Source organism: Novosphingobium sp. KACC 22771 (assembly GCF_028736195.1).
Classification (GTDB): domain Bacteria; phylum Pseudomonadota; class Alphaproteobacteria; order Sphingomonadales; family Sphingomonadaceae; genus Novosphingobium.
Window position 1 is genome coordinate 5001 of record NZ_CP117881.1, and the last position, 19496, is coordinate 24496.

Consider the following 19496-nt stretch of genomic DNA (forward strand, 5'->3'; position numbering starts at 1 on the left):
GCCAATACGCGTTTCTGATGGCCAATCCCGCCTTTGCCGTCGTCGGCGCCCAGGCCGACGATATGGACGAGGAAGGCAACCACACCGTCTGCAACGGCCCGATGCATCCCACTTCCTATGAACAGTTTCTGGCCACCATCGACACCGGCGCGCATTTGATGTGCCACCCGGTCGCCATGTTCCGGCGCGATGTGGTGCTGGCCGTCGGCGGCTATCACGCGGCCTTTCGCCATTGCGAGGATCTCGACCTCTGGCTGCGCCTCGCCTCGGTCACGAAATTGTGCAGCCTGCCCGACAAGCTGATCCACTATCGCCATTACGCGGGGCAGGTCTCCAGCCGCCACGCCACCGAGCAGCAGACCGGCGCGGCCATCGCCCGTCTCGCCTATCACGAACGCCTTGCCGGGCGCCCCGATCCCACCGAACACCTTGATCGCCTGCCGCCCATTGACGGGCTCGACATGCTCTTCGGGCGCGAAGGCATCTCGCGACAGGTGCGCGAAAAGGTTGCGCTGGGCCTGCGCTACTCCAGGGCGGGCATGCGCGATTCCGGCTTCGACCTGCTGCTCCGCCACGTGGCCGATGGCGGCAATCGCGATGGCCTTTGGCGTACGGTTGCCCGCCTTGTCCGCTTTGGCGAGCCGATGCGCGCCCTTCGCCTCGCCGCTGCGCTGGCCACCACCTGAACAAAGGGGCAAACCTGTTGCCCATTTGCCCGAATCCCGCAAATTCCGCGCTTTTCTGCGCACAATAGTGTGGACGCCGCCTCGCTTCGCACTGGCCAAGGGCGCAGCATAGGCGTATAACTCATACATTAGACGGCTAAAGCCGCATATGCAGGAGAGAATGGCCATGGCTCTGAACGCCATTGCCCTGGCCCTTGCGCTGGCCAGCACCAGCGCCGAGGGTGCAGGTGCTATTGATTTGCCCGTTGCGCAACCCGCCCTGGGCCCAACCCAAACCATCGCCGCCAAATCCGACGAATACGACCGCATGACTGTGCCGGTCACCGTGCGCGAACACGGGCCTTTCCGCTTCATGGTCGATACCGGCGCCCAGCGCACCGTCCTGTCCGACATGGTCGCCGCACGATTGGGCGTGACCGGCACAGACCAGGCGCAAGTAACCGGCGTTGCCGGAACCCGCGTGGTCAGTGTGGTCGATGTCGGACATCTCAAATTGGGCCGACGCAGTTGGGCGGGCAAGCAATTGCCGATACTGCTGGCCCATGATGTCGGCGCAGACGGCATCATCGGCCTCGACGGCTTGCAGGGTCAGCGCGTGATGATCGACTTTCGCCGCAACGAGGTAACGCTGATTGATCGGGTAAGCAGGGACCCGGCCGCCGATGGCTTCGAAATCGTCGTCGAGGCAAAGCGGCATAATGGCGAGTTGATCATGACCAACGCCCTGATTGATGGGGTCAGGGTCGATGTGGTGATCGATACAGGTTCCGACATCAGCGTGGGCAATCGCGCACTGCAAAAGGCGCTGGGATCGCGCGTGACGGGTCACACCGAATTGCAAAGCGTGACCGGCCAGAGCATTCAGGCCGATTATGCCACGGCGCGGCAATTCTCGATCGACGGTTTCAAGGTCACGGGCATGCCCATCGCCTTTACCGATTCGCCCTCCTTCGCGCTGATGGGGCTGGACCGACGCCCGGCGGTGCTGCTGGGCATGCCCACGCTGCGCCTGTTTGACCGGATCGCGATTGATTTTGTGGCCAAGCGGGTGCTGTTCGATATGCCCGCCACCTCAATACCGTCCTCCTGAACGAAGCGGCCATTGGCGTTTGGCCGCTTCGCGCCTACATAGGCGGGCGATGCCTCCTGAACATTCCGCCTCGCCCGCCCCTTCCGCCAAGACGCCGCGCCATGATGGCTGGCAGACGCTCCGGCGGTTCCTGCCCTATCTTTGGCCCGATGACCGGCCCGATCTGCGCATGCGGATCGTGGCGGCGGTGGTGTTTATTCTGGCCTCGACCGCCACACAGATGGCGCTGCCCTATTTCCTGAAATGGGCGATCGACGCGATGAACATCGCCGGGCCGCGGGTGATGACGGGCGCCATGCTCTTTGTCATCGCCTATGCGGCGGGACGCTTTGCGGGCGTGGCCTTCGACAATCTGCGCAACATCGTGTTTGAGCGCGTGGGGCAGGAAGCCACCCGTATTCTGGCCGAGAATGTGTTCTCCCGCCTGCATCAGCTTTCGCTGCGCTTTCACCTTGCCCGCCGCACGGGCGAGGTCACCAAAACCATCGAGCGCGGCACCAAGAGCATCGACACGATGCTCTATTTCATGCTGTTCAATATCGCGCCCACGGTGCTGCAGCTCGTCATCGTTGCGGTGATCTTTCAGATCAACTTCGGCTGGGGTCTGGTGGCGGCAACGGCCTTCAGCATCGCGGCCTATATCTGGGTCACGCGCAAGATCACCGAATGGCGCACGCACCTGCGCGAAAAGATGAACAAGCTGGACGGGCAGGCCCTGTCGCGCGCGGTCGATTCGCTGCTCAATTACGAGACGGTCAAATATTTCGCCGCCGAAAAGCGCGAAGAGGCCCGCTATTCCGCCGCCACCAGCGCCTATGCCGACGCCGCCACGCGCAGCGAGAACAGCCTTGGCATGCTCAACATCGCGCAGGGGCTGGTGGTCAACCTGCTGATGGCGGGGGCCACGGCCTATACGGTCTGGGGCTGGAGCAAGGGGGAATATACCTCGGGCCAGTTGGTTTTCGTCCAGACTTATCTCACGCAATTGTTCCGCCCGCTCGACATGCTGGGCATGGTCTATCGCACGATCCGGCAGGGGCTGATCGACATGGCCGACATGTTCCGCCTGCTCGACACCGAACAGGAGGTGAAGGACAAGCCAAGCGCGCCCGCGCTGGTGGTGCGCCAACCTTCGGTGGTGTTCGACAATGTGGTGTTCGGCTATGACCGCGACCGCACGATCCTGAAGGGCCTGTCGTTCGAGGTGCCTGCCGGGCATCATGTCGCGCTGGTCGGGCCTTCGGGCGCGGGCAAGAGCACGATCGGGCGCCTGCTGTTCCGCTTCTATGATCCGTGGTCGGGCCGCATCCTGATCGACGGGCAGGATATTGCCGAGGTGTCGCAAACCTCGCTGCGCGCAGCGCTGGGCATTGTGCCGCAGGATTCGGTGCTGTTCAACGACACGATCGGCTACAACATCGGCTATGGCCACCCGGTCGGCGAGGCCACCCCGGCCCAGATCGAGGCCGCCGCGCAGGCCGCCGCCCTCTCGGGCCTGATCGAGCGTCTGCCCGCCCGTTTCGATACCGAGGTGGGCGAGCGCGGGCTGAAACTCTCGGGCGGCGAGAAGCAGCGCGTGGCGATTGCACGCACGCTGGTCAAGAACCCGCCGATCCTCCTGCTCGATGAAGCCACCAGCGCGCTCGACACGCGGACCGAGCAGGACATTCTGGCCACGCTCCATGCCCTGTCGGAAAACCGCACCAGCCTGTCGATTGCCCACCGCCTGTCAACCATCGTCGATTCCGACTCCATTCTGGTGCTGGCCGACGGGCGGCTGGTCGAACAGGGCAACCATACGCAACTGCTGCGGATGGAGGGGCTTTACGCCGAAATGTGGGCGCGTCAGGCCAATGAGACGCTGGCCATCGAGGCCCAGACCAATGAAAACGCAACGATGGAGGATGCGACGCGATGATCCTTGCCCTGCTGGCCGCGCAGGCCACAACCCCCAGCCTGGAACTGACCCAGCGCGCGGCAAACGCCGCCTTCGCCGCCTGTCAGGGCACGCCGATTGCCGTTGCGATCATTGATAGTGACGCCCAGCCGCGCCTGTTGCTGCTGGGCGACGGGACGCGCAGCATGTTTGGCAATTTTGCCATCCGCAAGGCCACCACCGCGCTGCGCTTTGGCAAGCCCAGCGCCGAGGTGCGCGATGCCGCCAAATCCGACCCCGCATTGGCGGAAAGGCTGAAAAGCGATGCCACGCTGATCGGCTTTGGCGGCGGGTTGCCCTATGCGGGGGGCGCGGTGGCTGTGGCCGGCGCGCCCAGTCAGGATCTCGACCAGACCTGCGCGGCGGCGGCTCTGGCGGTGCTGACAAAAGGCTGAGGCCGCCTCAGCCCAATTCTATCTCAGCCCAATTCGACCTCGTGCCAGACCACCGCCTGCCCGACCTTTACGCAGGCGTTTTCCGCATCATAGGTCATCGTGGGCGAACCATAGAGCCGCCACCCCTGCGTCAGCGCTTCGGACACGCGCTCGCAAAAGGCGCGATCATCCTTGCCCGTCAACAGGCGGTAGATCGGGCGACCGTCGGGGGTCTGATAGGTTTTGTCGGTCATATCGGGCCGGTTTCCTGAAACGGGGGCGACGCAAACCCGTCGCCCCCTGCATCCTTAAAGAATGAACTTCGAAAGATCCGTGTCGCGCGCCAGCGTGTTAAGCCGCGCCTCGACATAGGCCTCGTCGATGGTGATCGTCTCGCCGCGCTTGTCCTCAGCCTCAAAGGACAATTCCTCCAGCAGCCGCTCCATCACCGTTTGCAGGCGGCGGGCGCCGATGTTCTCGACATTCTCGTTCACCTGCGCGGCGGTGCGGGCAATGGCGCGCACGGCCTCGGGGGTGAATTCGACCGTCACCTCCTCTGTGCCCATCAGGGCGCGATATTGCTCGACCAGATTGGCCCGCGTCTCGGCCAGAATGCGCACGAAATCCTCTTCGGACAGCGCCTTCAATTCCACCCGGATCGGCAGACGCCCTTGCAGTTCGGGCAGCATGTCGCTGGGCTTGGCCACGTGGAACGCACCGCTGGCGATGAAGAGGACGTGGTCGGTCTTCATCGGGCCATATTTGGTGGCAATCGTCGTGCCCTCGATCAAGGGCAACAGGTCGCGCTGCACGCCCTCACGGCTGACCGAACCGCCGCGCACGTCCGACACGGCAATCTTGTCGATCTCGTCGATGAACACGATGCCATTGGCCTCGGCATTGGCCAGAGCCACACGGGCCACATCGTCCTGATCCATCCGTTTTTCGGATTCTTCATCCACCAGACGGTCCCAGGCATCGGCCACGCGCATCTTGCGGCGCTTCAAGGGCTTGCCGCCCATCGCCTTGCCCAGCATGTCGGACAGGTTGATCATGCCGATGCCGCCGCCCATGCCGGGGATCTCCATCGGCGTGGAGGGCGAATCCTCGACCTCCACCTCGACCTCGACATCATCCATCGCACCTTCGTTCAGACGCTGGCGGAAACTCTCGCGCGTCGCCTCGCTGGCGCCATCGCCGACCAGCGCCTTGAGCAAGCGGTCCATCGCCGCCTTGCTGGCCGCCTCGCGCACGGCCTCGCGGCGGCGCGCCTTTTCCAGCCGGATCGCTTCCTCGGCCAGATCGCGCCCGATCTGTTCAACATCGCGCCCGACATAGCCCACCTCGGTAAACTTGGTCGCTTCCACCTTTACAAAGGGCGCATCGGCCAGCTTGGCCAGACGACGGCTGATCTCGGTCTTGCCGCAGCCCGTCGGCCCGATCATCAGGATGTTCTTGGGCGAAACCTCATCGCGCAGATCGGCCGAGAGGTGCTGGCGGCGCCAGCGGTTGCGCAGGGCCACGGCCACCGCGCGCTTGGCCTCCTGCTGGCCGATGATATGTTCATCAAGCGCGCGCACGATCGCCTTGGGGGTCAAATTATCATTCATGGGGGATCAACCAATCGTCTCGACCGTCACCCGGTCATTGGTGAAAACGCAGATCTCGGCGGCAACCGCCATCGCGCGACGGGCGATCTTTTCGGCGTCTTCTTCATAATCGGAAATCGCGCGAGCGGCCGCCAGCGCATAATTGCCGCCCGAACCGATGGCGGTCACAACCCCGCTCTCGCTCGCTTCAGGCTCCAGCACGTCGCCATTGCCGGTCAGCACCAGCATGGTTTCGGCATCGGCCACGATCATCAGCGCTTCAAGATTGCGCAGATATTTGTCGGTGCGCCAATCCTTGGCCAGTTCGACCGCCGCGCGCAACAATTGGCCACGATGAGTTTCCAGCTTGCGCTCAAGACGTTCGAACAGGGTAAAGGCGTCGGCGGTGGCGCCCGCGAAACCGGCGATGACTTTTCCGTTTCCGTGTTCATCCGGGGCGCCAATGCGGCGCACCTTGCGCGCGTTGGGCTTCATCACCGTATTGCCCATCGACACCTGACCATCGCCCGCGATGACGGTCTTGCCGCCCTTTTTCACGCCGACGATGGTTGTGCCGTGCCACTGGATCAGCCCGTGGCCAGCTTTGCTGCTATCCATGGATAGGCATATGGGGGCGGGCCGGAAATTGTCCAGACCGCCCGAATGCCAAAGATCAGCTGCCGTTGGGGCCGGGGCGTCCGCCGCCGGTGCCGCCCTGGCCGCCGCCCATGCCTGCCGCGCCCACCGTGCCGATATTGCCGAACAGATCCTCAAGGAAGGTCCGCTTGCGGCCCAGCGTCGGGGTCAGATCCTTGTCGGGGTTGAACCGGGCGACCTTTTCCATGCCCGCGCGGTCAACGCCCAGCACATTGCCCTTGGCATCGAAACGCACGCGCAGGATCGTCTGGGCCGTGGGCTGGGGGCGGCGGAAGGCCAATTGCTTGGTGTCGGTGGCGATGTAATACCAGTCCTGATCGCCGAACTGGCTAGCCAGCGTCGGGCGGCCCAGCGTGCGTTCGACCGACATCTTGTTGTCCACGCCCGGCAGCACCGAATCGACCAACGCCGTATCCACAAAGAAGCCGCGATGGTCACGCACCGTGGTGCAGCCGCCAAGGCCCATCGCCGCCAGCGCCAGAGGCGCCAAAACGCCGATCTTTGCCAGCTTGCCCGAAACTGCCCGCATCCCGCTACTGCTCCATCTATGGCCTGGCCCCGCGCGGCGGGAATATTCCGCCAATCCGCATTGCCAAAGCCTCAAGTCCATGCTTACCGAAAAACGCCTTACGGCTCCTTGGCCCCATGCGCAACTCTCGTTGCTATGCGCGCTTGGGGGCGGGCGATTGAATAGTGGCTGAACGATAAAAGGAGCGGCGGCCAAGCGCCATGACCAGTGCTGCACAACAAAAGCCCTCGCTGTTTTCGCGCCTGTTTGGCGGCAAGAGCGACGATTACGCCGCGGTGCGTCCGCTCTGGCACGCGCTGGTCGCGGCGGCCCGTTCGCGCGAATGGTATGCGCCGGGCGGGCGGCCCGGCATTGCCGATACGCTGGCGGGGCGATTCGATGCGATCACGCTGGTGCTGTCCCTTGCGCTGCTGCGTATGGAGGGGACCGAGGCGTTGCGCCTGCCCTCGGTGCGGCTGACGGAATTGTTTGTGACCGACATGGACGGGCAATTGCGCGAATCGGGAGTGGGCGATCTGGTTGTGGGCAAGCATATCGGGCGGCTGATGAGCGTGCTGGGCGGGCGTCTTGGCGCCTATCGCGCGGCGCTGGGCGGAGAGGCGGATCTGGCCGCGGCGCTCGAACGCAATCTGACGCTGGCGCCGGGCGCCGATCTGGCCGCGCTGGCGCAGGGCGCACGCGAACTGGCCGATCATCTCGCCGCGCTTGACGACACCGCGCTTTTGGAAGGAAGGATCGCCCTATGAGCGACACACCCGAATTTTCGCGGATCATCGATATCCGCCACCTTGAACTCAAGCCGGTCGAACTGGCCGCCACGCCCGAGGAATGCAAGGCGCTGGCCAAACGGTTCAACCTTGTCTCGATCGGCCATCTGACCGCCAAGGTCATGATCACCCTTGATGGCGCCATCATCCGTGCCAAGGGCACGCTGTCTTCGGATCTGGTGCAATCCTGCGCGATTTCGGCCGAGGATCTGCCGCAAAAGATCCGCGAAAAGCTGGACCTGCGCTTTGTGCCCGAAACGGGCGTCGAAGGCGGGCCGGATGAGGAAATCGAGCTGAGCGAGGAGGATTGCGACGATATCCCCTATAGCGGCGAACGTTTCGATCTGGGCGAGGCGGTGGCGCAATCGCTGGCGCTATCAATCGATCCCTTTGCCGAGGGGCCGGAAGCAGCGAAGGTGCGGGCCGCGGGCATTCTGGGGCAGGAAAACCTCAGTCCTTTTGCCGCGCTGGAGGCTTTGAAGAAGAAATAAAAAGGGGGCCATCTGGCCCCCTTCGCTTTTTCGCTGTGCCCGAACGGCCCCGATCAGAACGGGATGTCGTCGTCCAGATCCTCGCCATAACCGCCGCCCGAGGACGAGCCGCCGCCAAAGCCGCCGCCCGAACCGCCCCCGGAACTGCCCCCAGAACTGCCCGACGTGCGCCCCCAGTCGCTGCCGCCCGAACCGCCTGACGAACCACCGCCCGAGCGCCCGCCGCCATACGAGCCGCCGCCCGAAGAACCGCCCCAATCGCCGCCCGAACGGCCGCCACCGCCCATGCCGCCACCCTGCGGACCATCCAGCATGGTCAGCACGCCGCCGACCCCGCCGACGCTGATCTCGGTCGTGTAACGGTCATTGCCGCTCTGGTCCTGCCACTTGCGGGTGCGCAACTGGCCTTCGATATAGACCTTGCTGCCCTTGCGCAGGAAACGCTCGGCCACGCCCACCAGACCATCGGAGTTGAGCACAACGCTGTGCCACTCGGTGCGCTCCTTGCGTTCGCCGGTGGTGCGGTCTTTCCAGTTCTCGCTGGTGGCGATGCGCAGATTGGCGATCCGCCCGCCGTTCTGGAACGACTTGACCTCTGGATCGGCGCCCAGATTGCCGATCAGAATGACCTTGTTGACGCTGCCTGCCATGAAACCCTCTTAGCCTAGAACCCCAGCGCGATCGCGCTCCAATAGGTGATACCGGCAAAGACATAGGCAAGCGCGAAGAGATAGGCCAGCATGAAGGCAGGCCATTTCCACCCATTTGTTTCACGCCTCGTCACGGCAATCGTCGAAATGCACTGCGGCGCAAAGACGAACCATGCCAGAAAGGCCAAAGCGGTGGCCAGGCTCCAGTGCTTTTTCAACTGATCCGAGAGTTGATGGGCGGTGGTGTCATCATCGCCCGCCGCCACGGCATAGGTGGTGGCCAGCGAGGAGACCGCCACTTCGCGCGCCATCATCGAGGGGATCAGCGCCAGCGCGATGTCGCGGTTAAAGCCGATCGGCTTCAACGCAACGGCCAGCCCATTGGCGATATGCCCGGCGAACGAGGCATCGACCTGATCCTGCCCCTTTTGCGCCTGAGGGAAGTTGAGCAGCAGCCAGAGGACGATATTGACCTGCAGGATGATCGTGCCCGCACGGCGCAGGAAGATCCAGCCGCGCTGAAACAGGCCCAGCCCCAGATCGCGCAGGCGGGGGAGCTGATATTTCGGCATTTCCATGATGAAGCCGCTGGCCGCACCCTTGGTAACCGACCGACGCAGGATCAGCGCCACCACCATCGCACCCACGATGCCGAACACATAAAGTCCGAACAGCACCAGTCCCTGCAGCCCCACCACGCCCACCGGGCGATTGGGAATAAAGGCGGCAATAATCACCGCATAGACCGGCAAACGCGCCGAACAGGTCATCAGCGGCGCAATCAGGATCGTGGTCAGCCGGTCCTTGGGATCGGTGATCGACCGCGTGGCCATGATGCCCGGCACCGCGCAGGCAAAGGAGGAGAGCAGCGGAATGAAGCTGCGCCCCGACAGGCCCACGCCCGCCATCATACGGTCCATCAGGAAAGCCGCGCGGGCCATATATCCGGTGGCCTCAAGGACAAGAATGAAGAAAAACAGAATGATGATCTGGGGCAGGAACACCACCACCGCGCCCACGCCAGCAAGCACGCCATCGGTGATGAAGTCTCGCAGAAGGCCTGTCGCCATCTCGGCCTTGACCCCGTCCGAGATCAGACCGACAAAACCTTCAAGCCCATCCTGAAGCGGCGCGGCCCAGGCAAACACCGCCTGAAACACCACGAACAGCAGCGCCAGCAGAAATACCGGGCCGATCCACGGGTGCAGCAGGAAATCATCCATCCGCGAATGCAGACGATGCTTGGCGCTTTCGGAAATAATCACGCCATCGGCAATGGCATGGGCCTCCATCCGCCGCTCGGCCAGATCGAGGCGCGCGCGCGGATGCGGGGCATCGCCCGCATGGCCCTCGGCCTGCGCAATCGCTTCGCCCAGTTCGGCAAGGCCGCGCCGCCGCACCGCCACGGTCGGGATCACCGGCACGCCCAGCGCGTTCGACAGCGCCAGCGGATCAAGCACCAGCCCGTCCCGCTCGGCCAAATCGATCATGTTGAGCGCGACCACCGTGGGCTTGCCCAGCGCGATCACTTCCTGCGCGAAGACGAGATGCTGTTCCAGATTGCTGGCGTCCAGCACGATCACCAGCACATCGGGCGCCGGTTCACCCGCCAACTCGCCAAGGATCACCTTGCGGGTGACTTCCTCATCCGGGCTGGTGGCCTGCAAACCATAGGAGCCGGGCAGGTCGGTCAATTCAATCGGCGCGCCATTGGGCAGCATCATCCGCCCCGCGCGCCGCTCAACCGTAACGCCGGGATAATTGGCGATCTTCTGCCGCGCACCGGTCAGCGCGTTGAACAGGGCGCTCTTGCCCGCATTGGGATTGCCGACCAGCGCGGCCTTGTGCCAGCGGCTCATTGCCCGTTCTCAAGCAGGCTCACCTGCATCGCGCGGGCATGGGCCCGGCGCAGCGCCACCGTCATGCGCCCAACGCGCAAGGCCAGCGGATCGGCCCCGCCAAACACGCCGCGATGCGACACCGACAATTTCGATCCGACATCCACCCCCAGCGCTCGAAGGCGCAGCGCCTCCTCTTCAACAAGAGTGGCCCAATCGACGGCAACGATACGCGCAATCTGCCCCACGGGCAGCTTGTCGAGCGTCATCACGGAATCTGGCATCGCGTTCATGGCTCTGCGCTGCCAGAGTTCCAAGCAAATTGCAACTCACTCGCAATAACCGAATGCGATTTATGATGCGCCGGTAAAAAAGGCCGGTGCCGGGCGTGACGCGGTTGCGTCACGCCACCATCAAAGACTCGCCGGATAGCGCAGGCGACCGAGCAGGCGGACCGGGCTGAAATGCATCGCATCGCGGCGCAGCAATTGGCCCTTGAGCTTTTCAAAGCGCATCACCCCTTCGATGCGGCGGTCGAGGAAGGCCAGCGTCTCTGCCTTGCCCTCGCTTTCATCATTGGCGAAAACCGCCAATGTCGCCGCATAAATGCCTGCCAGCGTGGCGCGCTTGGTGTAATGATTGAAATCAACCGCCCGGTCGCCCGCCAGACGCCACATTGCATCCGCGCTCTGCCAGCCCAGCCGGGCCGAGGCGGCCAGATTGCGCGGCCGCGCCATGATCGCCTGAGCCCGGCGCAAGGATTCCTCCGCCCCGTCCAGCGCCGCAAGGCGGAAACGCACCAGCCGCCCAATACGCTCGCGGATGGGCAATTGCGCCAGATCGGCGGCCGGGAGCGCCTCGGCCATCGCCAGATCGATTGAGGCGATCCATGCCGAAATCATCGCCATCGCGCCCTCATTAAAGGCGTAAAGCGCGACATCTTCCGACACGCCCTTTTCCATCGCTGCGGCGCGCACCGCCTCCTCGCCCCAACCGTCGAACACCGCCGCCCGCGCCACAGCTGGCGCCAGCAGCACGCGCAGTTCATCAAGCGAAAGATTATCAGCCTGCGTCATCATGCGCTCCTGCGTTCAGAACGAAGGCCCATAGGTGCGGGCCTTGCTGTCGGTCTTCTTGGCGTTGGTATTGATCTCTTCGATCAGATTGTCGTTGCGCTCCAGCTTGGCATAATCGCGCGCGCTGCGGCCCGAACTGTCGGCGCGGTCGGGGCTGGCCCCGGCCTTGAGCAACACGCGCATCATCGCGATATCGCGGCGATGCACCGCGGAAATCAGCGGAGTCTCGCCGGTGGAATTGGGTTCATCCACCCGCGCCCCGCCCGCGATCAGCAATTCCATCCCCTCGACAAAGCCAAGGTTGGCCGCCACCACCAGCGGGGTCTGACCCTTGGAATCGCGGATGTTCGGGTCGGCGCCCTTGCCCAGCAAAAAGCTGATCCATGTAGTGTCGCGCCGCGCCGTGACGATGTGCAGCGCGGTTTCGCCGGTGGTCACATCGCGCGTGTTGATGATCGTCGTGCCCGGTTCGGCCAGCGCGTCGGTGACCTCCTGGCCCTCTTTCTTCTTCACGCTCTCAAGGAACTTGTAGCTTTTGGAAAACTGGGCCTGCGCCGGGCCCGGCATGGCAACGCCCACCGCCAGCGCGGCCAACAGCGCCACGCGCAGCCTGCGCAGATATGTGCCAGAGATCACTTCACTTCCTCCATTGCCGAATGCGCCGCCCTTAAACCCTCATGGGCGCATCATCGCACCTTGCGCAAGGGCCTTTAGCAGAGCATGAACGCCCACGCCATGACCAAGCCCTTTCGTTCATCCCTGATCGCGCTGCTCGCCGGCGCCCTGTTGCTGTCGGGTTGCAAATCCGCGCCCTCTCCTGCCGATCCGCCTTTGGCGGGCGCGGCCATCGGCGGGCCCTTCACGCTGGTCGACAAGGATGGCAAGACCGTCCGATGGTCCGATTTCAAGGGCTTCTACCGGATCGTCTATTTCGGCTACACGTTCTGCCCCGATGCCTGCCCCACCGATGTGGCGGTGGCGATGCGCGGGCTGGACGCCTTTGCCAAGAGCCACCCCAAAGAGGCCGACCACATCCGCCCGATCTTCATCTCGATCGATCCGGCCCGCGACACGCCCAAGGTGGTGGGTGAATTTGCCGCCGCTTTCTCGCCGCGCCTGATCGGGCTGACCGGAACGTCCGCGCAGGTCGATCAGGCCGCCAAGGCCTTTGCCGCCTATTATGCGCGCGGCAAGGAAACCTCGGGCGGCTATCTGATGGACCACAGCCGCATCGCCTATCTGATGGGACCGGACGGTCAGCCCATCTCGATGCTGCCCGTCGACAAAGGCCCGCAGGCCGTGGCAGAGGACCTTGCAACATGGGTGAAATGAGGGACCACTTCTGGGAACTTCCGCTCCACCGCCTGAGCAAGGCGGAATGGGAGGCGCTGTGCGATGGCTGCGGCCAATGCTGTCTGCACAAGGTCGAGGATGAGGACAGCGGCGAGATCTTCATGACCAATGTGGCCTGCAAGCTGCTGGACCTGCGCACCGGCCAATGCAGCGATTACAAGAACCGCCGCGCCCATGTGCCCGATTGCATCCGCCTGACGCCCAAGAGCGTGCGGCAATTGGGCTGGCTGCCCGAAACCTGCGCCTATCGGCGGCGGGGCGAGGATCGGCCCCTGCCCGAATGGCATTACCTGCTGACCGGCGACCGGCAGAGCGTCCATGACGCCAAGGCCAGCGTCGCGGGCCGCGCCATCAGCGAGACGGTGGCAGGCCCCCTGCACCATCACATCATCTGGCCCGAGGGCATGGTGCCGATGGAGATCATCGAGGACGAGGACTGATGCTCGACTGGCTGCGTCGCAGTCAGCGGGAGGAGGAGAGCCCCTCGATCACCCTCAATGGCGTGCGCGTGCCGATCGCCATCCGCCGCCTGCCGCAATCGCGCCGCATGACCATGCGCCTTGCCCCCGATGGCAGCGAGGTGCGGATCGCCATGCCTAAATGGGGCCGGACGCAGGATGCGCTGGATTTCGCCCATCTGCGCGCCGACTGGCTGGCCGCGCAACTGGCGCGCCACACGCCCAAGGTGGATCTGGCGCCGGGCGGGACCATCCTGTTTGCCGGGGTGCCGCATCGCATCGCCCACAGCCCCGGTTCCGCCCGCCGCGTGGTGTGCGAGGGGGGCGTGATCCACATGGGCGGCGCGCTCGATTCGCTTGCCCCCCGCCTCACCCGCTGGATGCAGGCGCAGGCGCGCGAGCATTTCGCGCAGGATCTGGCCTTTTACTGCGCGCGGGCCGGGCTGCCCGTGCCCCCGCTGGCGCTCTCGGGCGCGCAGGCCCGCTGGGGCAGTTGTTCGGCGCGGGGGAGCGTGCGGCTCAACTGGCGGTTGATGATGGCCCCCGATTCGGTGCGCCGCGCCGTGGTCGCGCATGAGGTCACGCATCTGGTCCATTTCAACCATTCGCCAGCCTTCCACGCCCTGCTTGCCCAATTGTTTGAAGGCAGTATCGAGGAAACCAACCGCTGGCTCAAACGCCATGGGCGCTCGCTCTATACGCCGCTTGGCTGAATGGGGCGCATAGGACTGGCGTAAGGCGCGATTCATCCCTATTTGCGTGGAGTGATGAATTTCAAACGCAAGAATTCGATGTGGGCCGATGTGTCCCCCACGGGCGCGGTGTCCGATTTCGTCTCGGTGTGGCGGTCTTCGGGGCGCAACCGGTGGCGCTTTGTGCTGGCCGCGCTGGTGGCCAGCGGGTCGGTTCTTTCGCTGATTATTCGTGAAGAACATCGTGCGCCCCCGCGCCTGCCGTCGATCACCTATATCAACAGCTGGCGCGCCGACCGCAGCGACGAGGAAATCAAGGCCAGCAATCTGGCCTTCCAGAAGATCAAGGAACAGCGCCTGCGCGAACAGGCCGAGGCCGAGGAAGAGACGAAAAAGCTCTATCGCACGCTGGGCCGGATTTCGGGCATGGATGTGGACAAGATCGAGCGCGACGCCGCAGCCCAGCGCGCCGCCGAAGCCAAGGCCGCCGCAGCCGAGGCCGAACACGCCAAGGCCGTGCAGGCCGCCGCCGCGAAATAATGGCCGATAGCGCCGACCGTCGCTGGCTGGCCGCCGCCGCCAGGCTGGCCGCAAGGGCGCGGCCTTTGTCGCGGCCCAATCCGGGCGTGGGGGCAATCATCGTTCGCGATGGTGTGGTGATCTCGCGCGGCTGGACGCAGGGCGGCGGGCGGCCTCACGCCGAGGCGGTGGCGTTGAGCGGCGTGGATGCGCGCGGAGCGACGATGTATGTCACGCTCGAACCCTGCGCCCATGTTTCAGTGCGCGGCCCGGCCTGTGCGGATCTGGTGGCGGCGTCGGGACTGGCGCGGGTGGTGATCGGCTGCGGCGACCCCGATCCGCGCACGGCGGGTGCAGGGATAGCGCGGATTCGCGGCGCGGGCATTGCCGTCGAGCAGGTCGATTGCCCCGCCTCACGCGCCTCGCTGGCGGGCTATCTGGCCCAGCGGACAAAGGGGCGGCCGCATGTCACGCTCAAGCTGGCCATGTCGCTCGACGGCTGCATCGCCCGCGCCGATGGCGAGAGCCAGTGGATCACCGGCCCCGAAGCACGCGCCCATACCCATGCGATGCGCGCGCAATCGGACGCGATTCTGGTGGGCGGCGGGACGTTGCGGGCGGACAATCCCCGGCTCGACGTGCGCCTGCCGGGGCTGGAGGCGCAAAGTCCCCGGCGTTTGGTACTGACCCATGGCGCGGCGCCCGAAGGGTGGCAGCCCATCGCCTCGCCCGAGGCTATTCACGGGCTGCATGACGATCTCTACCTGTTCGTCGAAGGCGGCGCAGGAGCCGCTTCGGCCTTCCTGCGCGCCGGGCTGGTGGATCGCCTGCTGCTCTATCGCGCGCCCATCCTGATCGGCGGCGGCAGGCCGGGCGTGGGCGATTATGGCCTTTCCGCTCTGGCGCAGGCGCATGACCGCTGGCACAAGACAGATCAACGCCAGCTTGGCAAGGACACGCTGGAAATCTATGAGGCAAACCCATGTTTACCGGCATTGTCACCGCTTTAGGCACCATCACGCAGGCCACCGGGCAGGACCACGTCCACGCCCGTATCGCCGCCCCCTTTGACCCCGAAGGCATCGCCATCGGCGCCTCCATCGCCTGTTCCGGCGTCTGCCTGACGGTGGTGGACAAGGGTGGAGTCGCAGGCGATTCGTGGTTTGCCGTCGATATTTCGGGCGAAACCACCAGCCGCACCGTGGCGGGCCGCTGGGCCATCGGCACCACGCTCAACCTCGAACCGGCGCTGAAACTGGGCGATGAACTGGGCGGGCATATCGTGACCGGTCATGTCGATGGCGTGGGCCGCGTGGTCAGCATCAGCACGGTGGGCGATTCGATCCGTGTGATCATCGCCGCCCCGGCCGATCTCGCGCCCTATATCGCGGAAAAAGGCTCGATCACCGTCGATGGCATCTCGCTGACGGTCAATGACATTGCCGATCAGGCCGACGGCACCTGCCACTTTGCCCTCAACATCATCCCGCACACCGCCAAGGTCACCACCGCAGGCGAGTGGGCTGAGGGCGCTTCGGTCAATCTGGAGATTGATGTGTTGGCGCGGTATCTGAAGCGAATGCAGGCGTTGAAGGGGTAATTTTGAAGGGAGTTTAGATGCGAGGGTCTAGACCCTCGCGCTCCCGTTACTGTCAGCGTTGCGCCATGGGTTCAGCGTTTGTGTCGGACGCGATCTCAGAAATATGAAAGCCTGCGGCGCTGATCAGCGCTACGCCGCCGCGCCGCAGGCTTTGTACAAATCAAAAAGCGCCCCGTTTTCCAGCGAGGCGCTTTTTAAGTAACGGGATTGCAAAGGGACCGAGTCCCTTTGCCCGCCGGAGGCAAAAATCAGGCAGTCACATCCGCCACCGCCGCGATGAACTTGTCGATGTTGCCCATCGTCAGGCCCGCCACGTTGATACGGCCCGAACCGGCCATATAGACGCCGTGCTTTTCACGCATGGCCAGAACCTGATCGCCGGTCAGCGGAACGATCGAGAACAGGCCGTTCTGCGTGCCGAAGGGCGCGAAATCGACCGAGCCCTGAACACCAGCGCTGCCCAGCTTGGCGCGCACTTCGTTCATGCGCGCGCGCATGACGTCCAGCTCGTTCAGCCACGAAGCAGTCAGGCCCGCATCCGAGAGGATCAGACGAACCACCGCGCCGCCGTGATCAGGCGGCATCGACCAGGCCGCACGGGCCAGCGTCGCGCCGTTCGACAGCACGATGTTCACCGCATCGGCATTCTGGGCCAGCACGTAGAGCGCGCCCACGCGGTCGCGGTAATAGCCAAAGTTCTTGTCGCAGCTATAGGCGATCAGCGCTTCGGGCACTTCGGCCAGAACGCGGCGGATGCCATAGGCGTCTTCTTCCATGCCCTGACCCAGACCCTGATAGGCAAGGTCGAGGATCGGCAGGATACCCTTGGCCTTGATCAGGCCCGCGATTTCGTCCCATTCGGCGTTGGTGTAATCAATGCCGGTGGGGTTGTGGCAGCAGCCATGCAGCATGATGGCATCGGTGGCTTCGGCCCCGGCAATCGCTTCACGCAGGGAATCCATGTCGGCCACGCCCGCCTTGGTGGCGTGGTTGAAACCCTTGATTTCGACGCCGACGTCGGCGGCAATCTGGGCATGGTTGGGCCAGCTGGGCGTGCCCATCAGGATGCGGGTAACGCCCGCCTTCTTGGCCAGAGCCACGGCCAGACGCACAGCGCCCGTGCCGCCCGGAGCCTGCATCCCGTCGATGCGGCCATCCATGGTCGGATTTTCCGCGCCGAACACATAGGGCATCAGCGCATGGACAAAGCCCATGTCGCCTTCGGGCCCGAGATAGGCTTTGGAATCCTGCGTATCGAGCAGCAGCTTTTCGGCCGCCTTCACCGATTCGAACACGGGCGTGGCGCCCGTATCGGTGCGATAGACGCCCACGCCGAGGTCAATCTTGTCCTCGCGGGGGTCCGCATTGTGGAGCTTGATCAGCGCCAGAAGCGCGTCGGCGGGCTGTTGCTTGAGGTTGTTGAGCATAATGGTCGCGCCCTTACCCCCACGCGCGCATGGGGGCAAGGGCGTATCGCCACAGAATCGTGCCTCAGAGCGGGTTCCAGTTCTGCTTTTTCGAGAACTTCATATAGCCGCCATTGATGCCCAGCCGCAGCCCCACCCCCATACGCACCGGAATCAGCACGATATCGCCGCGCCGCATATAGGAAACGTTGAAGCCGCCCACCATGTAGGCCTGCCCCTCGCCCGCGCCGAAGCGGTGAAAGAGATCCTCGGTGTTGTTCAGATTATAGACCAGCACGAATGTGTCCGCCGCATTGGCCCCGGCATCAAATCCGATCGAGGGGCCCGCCCAATAGGCCGGACGCTGCCCTTCTACGCGGTGATAGAGTGTGCCCGAGCCGTAGCGCAGGCCGAGGGCAAAGGCCCCGCCCGCCTCGCGACCGATAATATAGGCATTGGGTTCGCCCTGCTTTTTCAAAATGTCCTGAATCATCTGGGCCAGACCCTTGGCCCCCTTGCCGAACACGCCTTCGGCAGCCCCGATCAGATCGTCCTGATGGTAGGTTGTGCCATTGGCAGGGGGCACGGATGAAGGCGATAAAGGTGCTGTCTGGGGCGCCGGGGCATAGGGCGCGCCCGAGGCAGGCGGCGAAGCAGGCGGCGTATAGGCGGGCGCAGGCGTTTCCGGCGCGCCGGGGCGCACCAGATCGGAATCGATCGGCGGATTGCTCTGCGCATGGGCCACCGGCGCCACGATCATCATGCTCAGCGCCGCCAGAGCGCCCATCCTTGCGCCATGGGCAGCCATACGGTTCGGCATCATCGCTTCATTCCCCTCTTCACAGCAGGCCAAAGTCTATGGCCCGCCGGCCTTGTGGACAATCCGGCCCGCGCCAGCACAAGCCGGCAGGCGGCGGACCGAGTCGGTTCTGCGGCCAAACGTGGCCAAGTTTGCCTTGCTGCAGCCTGAAGCGGTTTCGCGCCAGAGGTAAAGCACCCGGCCCGGCTGCGTTTCGCCTGCGGATAAAAAGAAATCATTCTACCCCCTTGCCGGTTCGAAATACCCCCGCTATAGGCCGCCTTCGCCGCTGCGATCCGGAGACGTGGGTGAGTGGCTGAAACCAGCGGTTTGCTAAACCGTCGTGCCCTAACTGGGGCACCCCGGGTTCGAATCCCGGCGTCTCCGCCATCGTTGTAAATCAACGATTTAGCACCCCAACCAGCCTCGACATCGATGAAACGCGCCAAACGCGCAAGTTGCTGTGCCGACTTGTGTGCCGACCTTTTTGCATGGGCTCTACGGTCCGCAAGATCAGAACTTGCATATCGGTGGGCCAAGCCAGAGAGATTTATCGTTCATTAACAGAGCATTGTACATAGGTCAGAGCTAAAACTACGTCTTTTCACTGTGCCGACTTTTCGCGCAAAATGGCCAAATCCAACGGTTAACCTGACCGTTTGAGCGATCCAGGCGCTCGCCTCCAGGGGGGCCTCGCCCCCATGGTTTTCTCCTTTTCTCTCGTCACCGATTGACACGTCCAGACGCTCACCATCGCGTAAACTCGGACCATGGCCGAGATTGATCCGCTCCCGCATTTCGCGTCTCGACATGGATGGCCGCATGGATGGATTGCAGCGACTTGGCGCCGAACGTGCCCTGAGCCAGTTGGCCGTGGATCTGGAGGTTTCTGCCGACCATGTGGCCAAGCCTGCAAGATCGCGTAAGCGCTCGGCCTGAACTCACTGTCGCAGATGGATTGGCCTTTTCCGGTTCACATGCGTGAC

The 19496-nt window shown here is 64.1% G+C and carries 23 protein-coding genes and 1 tRNA gene (1 of these 24 only partly in view); 13 read left to right on the forward strand and 11 right to left on the reverse strand.

Going from position 1 to position 19496, the window contains the following annotated elements; all coding sequences use genetic code 11:
- The 4 genes from PQ467_RS00020 to PQ467_RS00035 form a co-directional block, all read left to right on the forward strand.
- Positions 1-686, forward strand: partial view of a glycosyltransferase family 2 protein gene (locus PQ467_RS00020; protein ID WP_274174542.1) — the 3' portion only. Its footprint begins 316 nt before the window's first position; the window shows 686 of its 1002 coding nt (coding positions 317-1002); its start codon lies beyond the left edge, outside the window; the stop codon is at positions 684-686.
- Positions 687-852: 166 nt separating this feature from the next.
- Positions 853-1776 (forward strand): retroviral-like aspartic protease family protein, encoded by a 924-nt coding sequence (locus PQ467_RS00025; RefSeq protein WP_274174543.1) that lies wholly within the window; start codon positions 853-855, stop codon positions 1774-1776.
- A gap of 49 nt (positions 1777-1825) precedes the next feature.
- The gene (locus PQ467_RS00030; RefSeq protein WP_274174544.1) at positions 1826-3694 is read left to right on the forward strand and encodes an ABCB family ABC transporter ATP-binding protein/permease; all 1869 of its coding nucleotides are present in this window, start codon (positions 1826-1828) and stop codon (positions 3692-3694) included.
- Positions 3691-4107 (forward strand): heme-binding protein, encoded by a 417-nt coding sequence (locus PQ467_RS00035; RefSeq protein WP_274174545.1) that lies wholly within the window; start codon positions 3691-3693, stop codon positions 4105-4107. The genes PQ467_RS00030 and PQ467_RS00035 overlap by 4 nt, the downstream gene beginning before the upstream one ends.
- A 23-nt stretch (positions 4108-4130) precedes the next feature.
- Here PQ467_RS00035 and PQ467_RS00040 read toward each other — a convergent pair whose 3' ends face one another.
- Genes PQ467_RS00040 through PQ467_RS00055 form a run of 4 tightly spaced genes read right to left on the reverse strand, consistent with a single transcriptional unit; the run spans position 4131 to position 6861 of the window.
- Complete coding sequence (locus PQ467_RS00040) at positions 4131-4340, reverse strand: DUF1737 domain-containing protein (protein ID WP_274174546.1); 210 nt, start codon at positions 4338-4340, stop codon at positions 4131-4133.
- Positions 4341-4394: 54 nt separating this feature from the next.
- Positions 4395-5696 carry an ATP-dependent protease ATPase subunit HslU gene (hslU, locus tag PQ467_RS00045; protein WP_274174547.1) on the reverse strand — a complete coding sequence of 434 codons (1302 nt, stop codon included), beginning with the start codon at positions 5694-5696 and terminating at the stop codon, positions 4395-4397.
- A gap of 6 nt (positions 5697-5702) precedes the next feature.
- Positions 5703-6293 (reverse strand): ATP-dependent protease subunit HslV, encoded by a 591-nt coding sequence (gene hslV / locus PQ467_RS00050; protein WP_274174548.1) that lies wholly within the window; start codon positions 6291-6293, stop codon positions 5703-5705.
- 55 nt (positions 6294-6348) lie between these two features.
- A complete protein-coding gene (locus PQ467_RS00055) occupies positions 6349-6861 on the reverse strand; it encodes an outer membrane protein assembly factor BamE (RefSeq protein WP_274174549.1) in 513 nt (170 codons plus the stop codon).
- Positions 6862-7061: 200 nt separating this feature from the next.
- Here PQ467_RS00055 and PQ467_RS00060 point away from each other — a divergent pair, with 200 nt between their 5' ends.
- Both PQ467_RS00060 and PQ467_RS00065 read left to right on the forward strand, forming a co-directional pair.
- Positions 7062-7607 carry a ubiquinol-cytochrome C chaperone family protein gene (locus PQ467_RS00060; protein ID WP_274174550.1) on the forward strand — a complete coding sequence of 182 codons (546 nt, stop codon included), beginning with the start codon at positions 7062-7064 and terminating at the stop codon, positions 7605-7607.
- Positions 7604-8119 (forward strand): YceD family protein, encoded by a 516-nt coding sequence (locus PQ467_RS00065; RefSeq protein ID WP_274174551.1) that lies wholly within the window; start codon positions 7604-7606, stop codon positions 8117-8119. The genes PQ467_RS00060 and PQ467_RS00065 overlap by 4 nt, the downstream gene beginning before the upstream one ends.
- A 53-nt stretch (positions 8120-8172) precedes the next feature.
- On the opposite strand, the gene ssb is transcribed toward PQ467_RS00065, so the two are convergent.
- The 5 genes from ssb to PQ467_RS00090 all read right to left on the reverse strand — a co-directional run bounded on the left by ssb (position 8173) and on the right by PQ467_RS00090 (position 12319).
- Complete coding sequence (gene ssb / locus PQ467_RS00070; RefSeq protein WP_274174552.1) at positions 8173-8769, reverse strand: single-stranded DNA-binding protein; 597 nt, start codon at positions 8767-8769, stop codon at positions 8173-8175.
- Between the two features lie 14 nt (positions 8770-8783).
- Positions 8784-10628 (reverse strand): ferrous iron transporter B, encoded by a 1845-nt coding sequence (gene feoB, locus PQ467_RS00075; RefSeq protein ID WP_274174553.1) that lies wholly within the window; start codon positions 10626-10628, stop codon positions 8784-8786.
- Entirely contained in the window at positions 10625-10876 is a 252-nt protein-coding gene (locus tag PQ467_RS00080) for a FeoA family protein (protein ID WP_274176051.1), read from the reverse strand. The genes feoB and PQ467_RS00080 overlap by 4 nt, the downstream gene beginning before the upstream one ends.
- A 144-nt stretch (positions 10877-11020) precedes the next feature.
- Entirely contained in the window at positions 11021-11683 is a 663-nt protein-coding gene (locus tag PQ467_RS00085; protein ID WP_274174554.1) for a COQ9 family protein, read from the reverse strand.
- 15 nt (positions 11684-11698) lie between these two features.
- Positions 11699-12319: an ankyrin repeat domain-containing protein gene (locus tag PQ467_RS00090; protein WP_337995100.1), complete on the reverse strand. Its 621-nt coding sequence runs from the start codon at positions 12317-12319 to the stop codon at positions 11699-11701.
- 84 nt (positions 12320-12403) lie between these two features.
- On the opposite strand from PQ467_RS00090, the gene PQ467_RS00095 reads away from it, so the two are divergent.
- The 6 genes from PQ467_RS00095 to PQ467_RS00120 are packed head-to-tail and all read left to right on the forward strand — an operon-like array spanning position 12404 to position 16305.
- Positions 12404-13015 carry an SCO family protein gene (locus tag PQ467_RS00095; protein ID WP_274174555.1) on the forward strand — a complete coding sequence of 204 codons (612 nt, stop codon included), beginning with the start codon at positions 12404-12406 and terminating at the stop codon, positions 13013-13015.
- On the forward strand, positions 13003-13476 hold the full coding sequence (locus PQ467_RS00100; protein ID WP_274174556.1) for a YcgN family cysteine cluster protein: 474 nt from the start codon (positions 13003-13005) through the stop codon (positions 13474-13476). The genes PQ467_RS00095 and PQ467_RS00100 overlap by 13 nt, the downstream gene beginning before the upstream one ends.
- Positions 13476-14207, forward strand: a complete 732-nt coding sequence (locus PQ467_RS00105) for a M48 family metallopeptidase (RefSeq protein ID WP_274174557.1) — start codon at positions 13476-13478, stop codon at positions 14205-14207. Before PQ467_RS00100 ends, PQ467_RS00105 begins: the two co-directional genes overlap by 1 nt.
- A 54-nt stretch (positions 14208-14261) precedes the next feature.
- Positions 14262-14726 carry a hypothetical protein gene (locus PQ467_RS00110; protein WP_274174558.1) on the forward strand — a complete coding sequence of 155 codons (465 nt, stop codon included), beginning with the start codon at positions 14262-14264 and terminating at the stop codon, positions 14724-14726.
- On the forward strand, positions 14726-15715 hold the full coding sequence (gene ribD / locus PQ467_RS00115; protein ID WP_274174559.1) for a bifunctional diaminohydroxyphosphoribosylaminopyrimidine deaminase/5-amino-6-(5-phosphoribosylamino)uracil reductase RibD: 990 nt from the start codon (positions 14726-14728) through the stop codon (positions 15713-15715). Before PQ467_RS00110 ends, ribD begins: the two co-directional genes overlap by 1 nt.
- Complete coding sequence (locus tag PQ467_RS00120; RefSeq protein WP_274174560.1) at positions 15688-16305, forward strand: riboflavin synthase; 618 nt, start codon at positions 15688-15690, stop codon at positions 16303-16305. Before ribD ends, PQ467_RS00120 begins: the two co-directional genes overlap by 28 nt.
- A gap of 248 nt (positions 16306-16553) precedes the next feature.
- Here PQ467_RS00120 and PQ467_RS00125 read toward each other — a convergent pair whose 3' ends face one another.
- Positions 16554-17732, reverse strand: a complete 1179-nt coding sequence (locus PQ467_RS00125; protein ID WP_274174561.1) for an amino acid aminotransferase — start codon at positions 17730-17732, stop codon at positions 16554-16556.
- Between the two features lie 64 nt (positions 17733-17796).
- Positions 17797-18534, reverse strand: coding sequence for a DUF1134 domain-containing protein (locus tag PQ467_RS00130; RefSeq protein ID WP_274174562.1), 738 nt, complete (start codon positions 18532-18534; stop codon positions 17797-17799).
- Between the two features lie 274 nt (positions 18535-18808).
- Here PQ467_RS00130 and PQ467_RS00135 point away from each other — a divergent pair.
- Positions 18809-18900 (forward strand) — tRNA-Ser (locus tag PQ467_RS00135).
- The last annotated feature ends 596 nt before the right edge of the window (positions 18901-19496 follow it).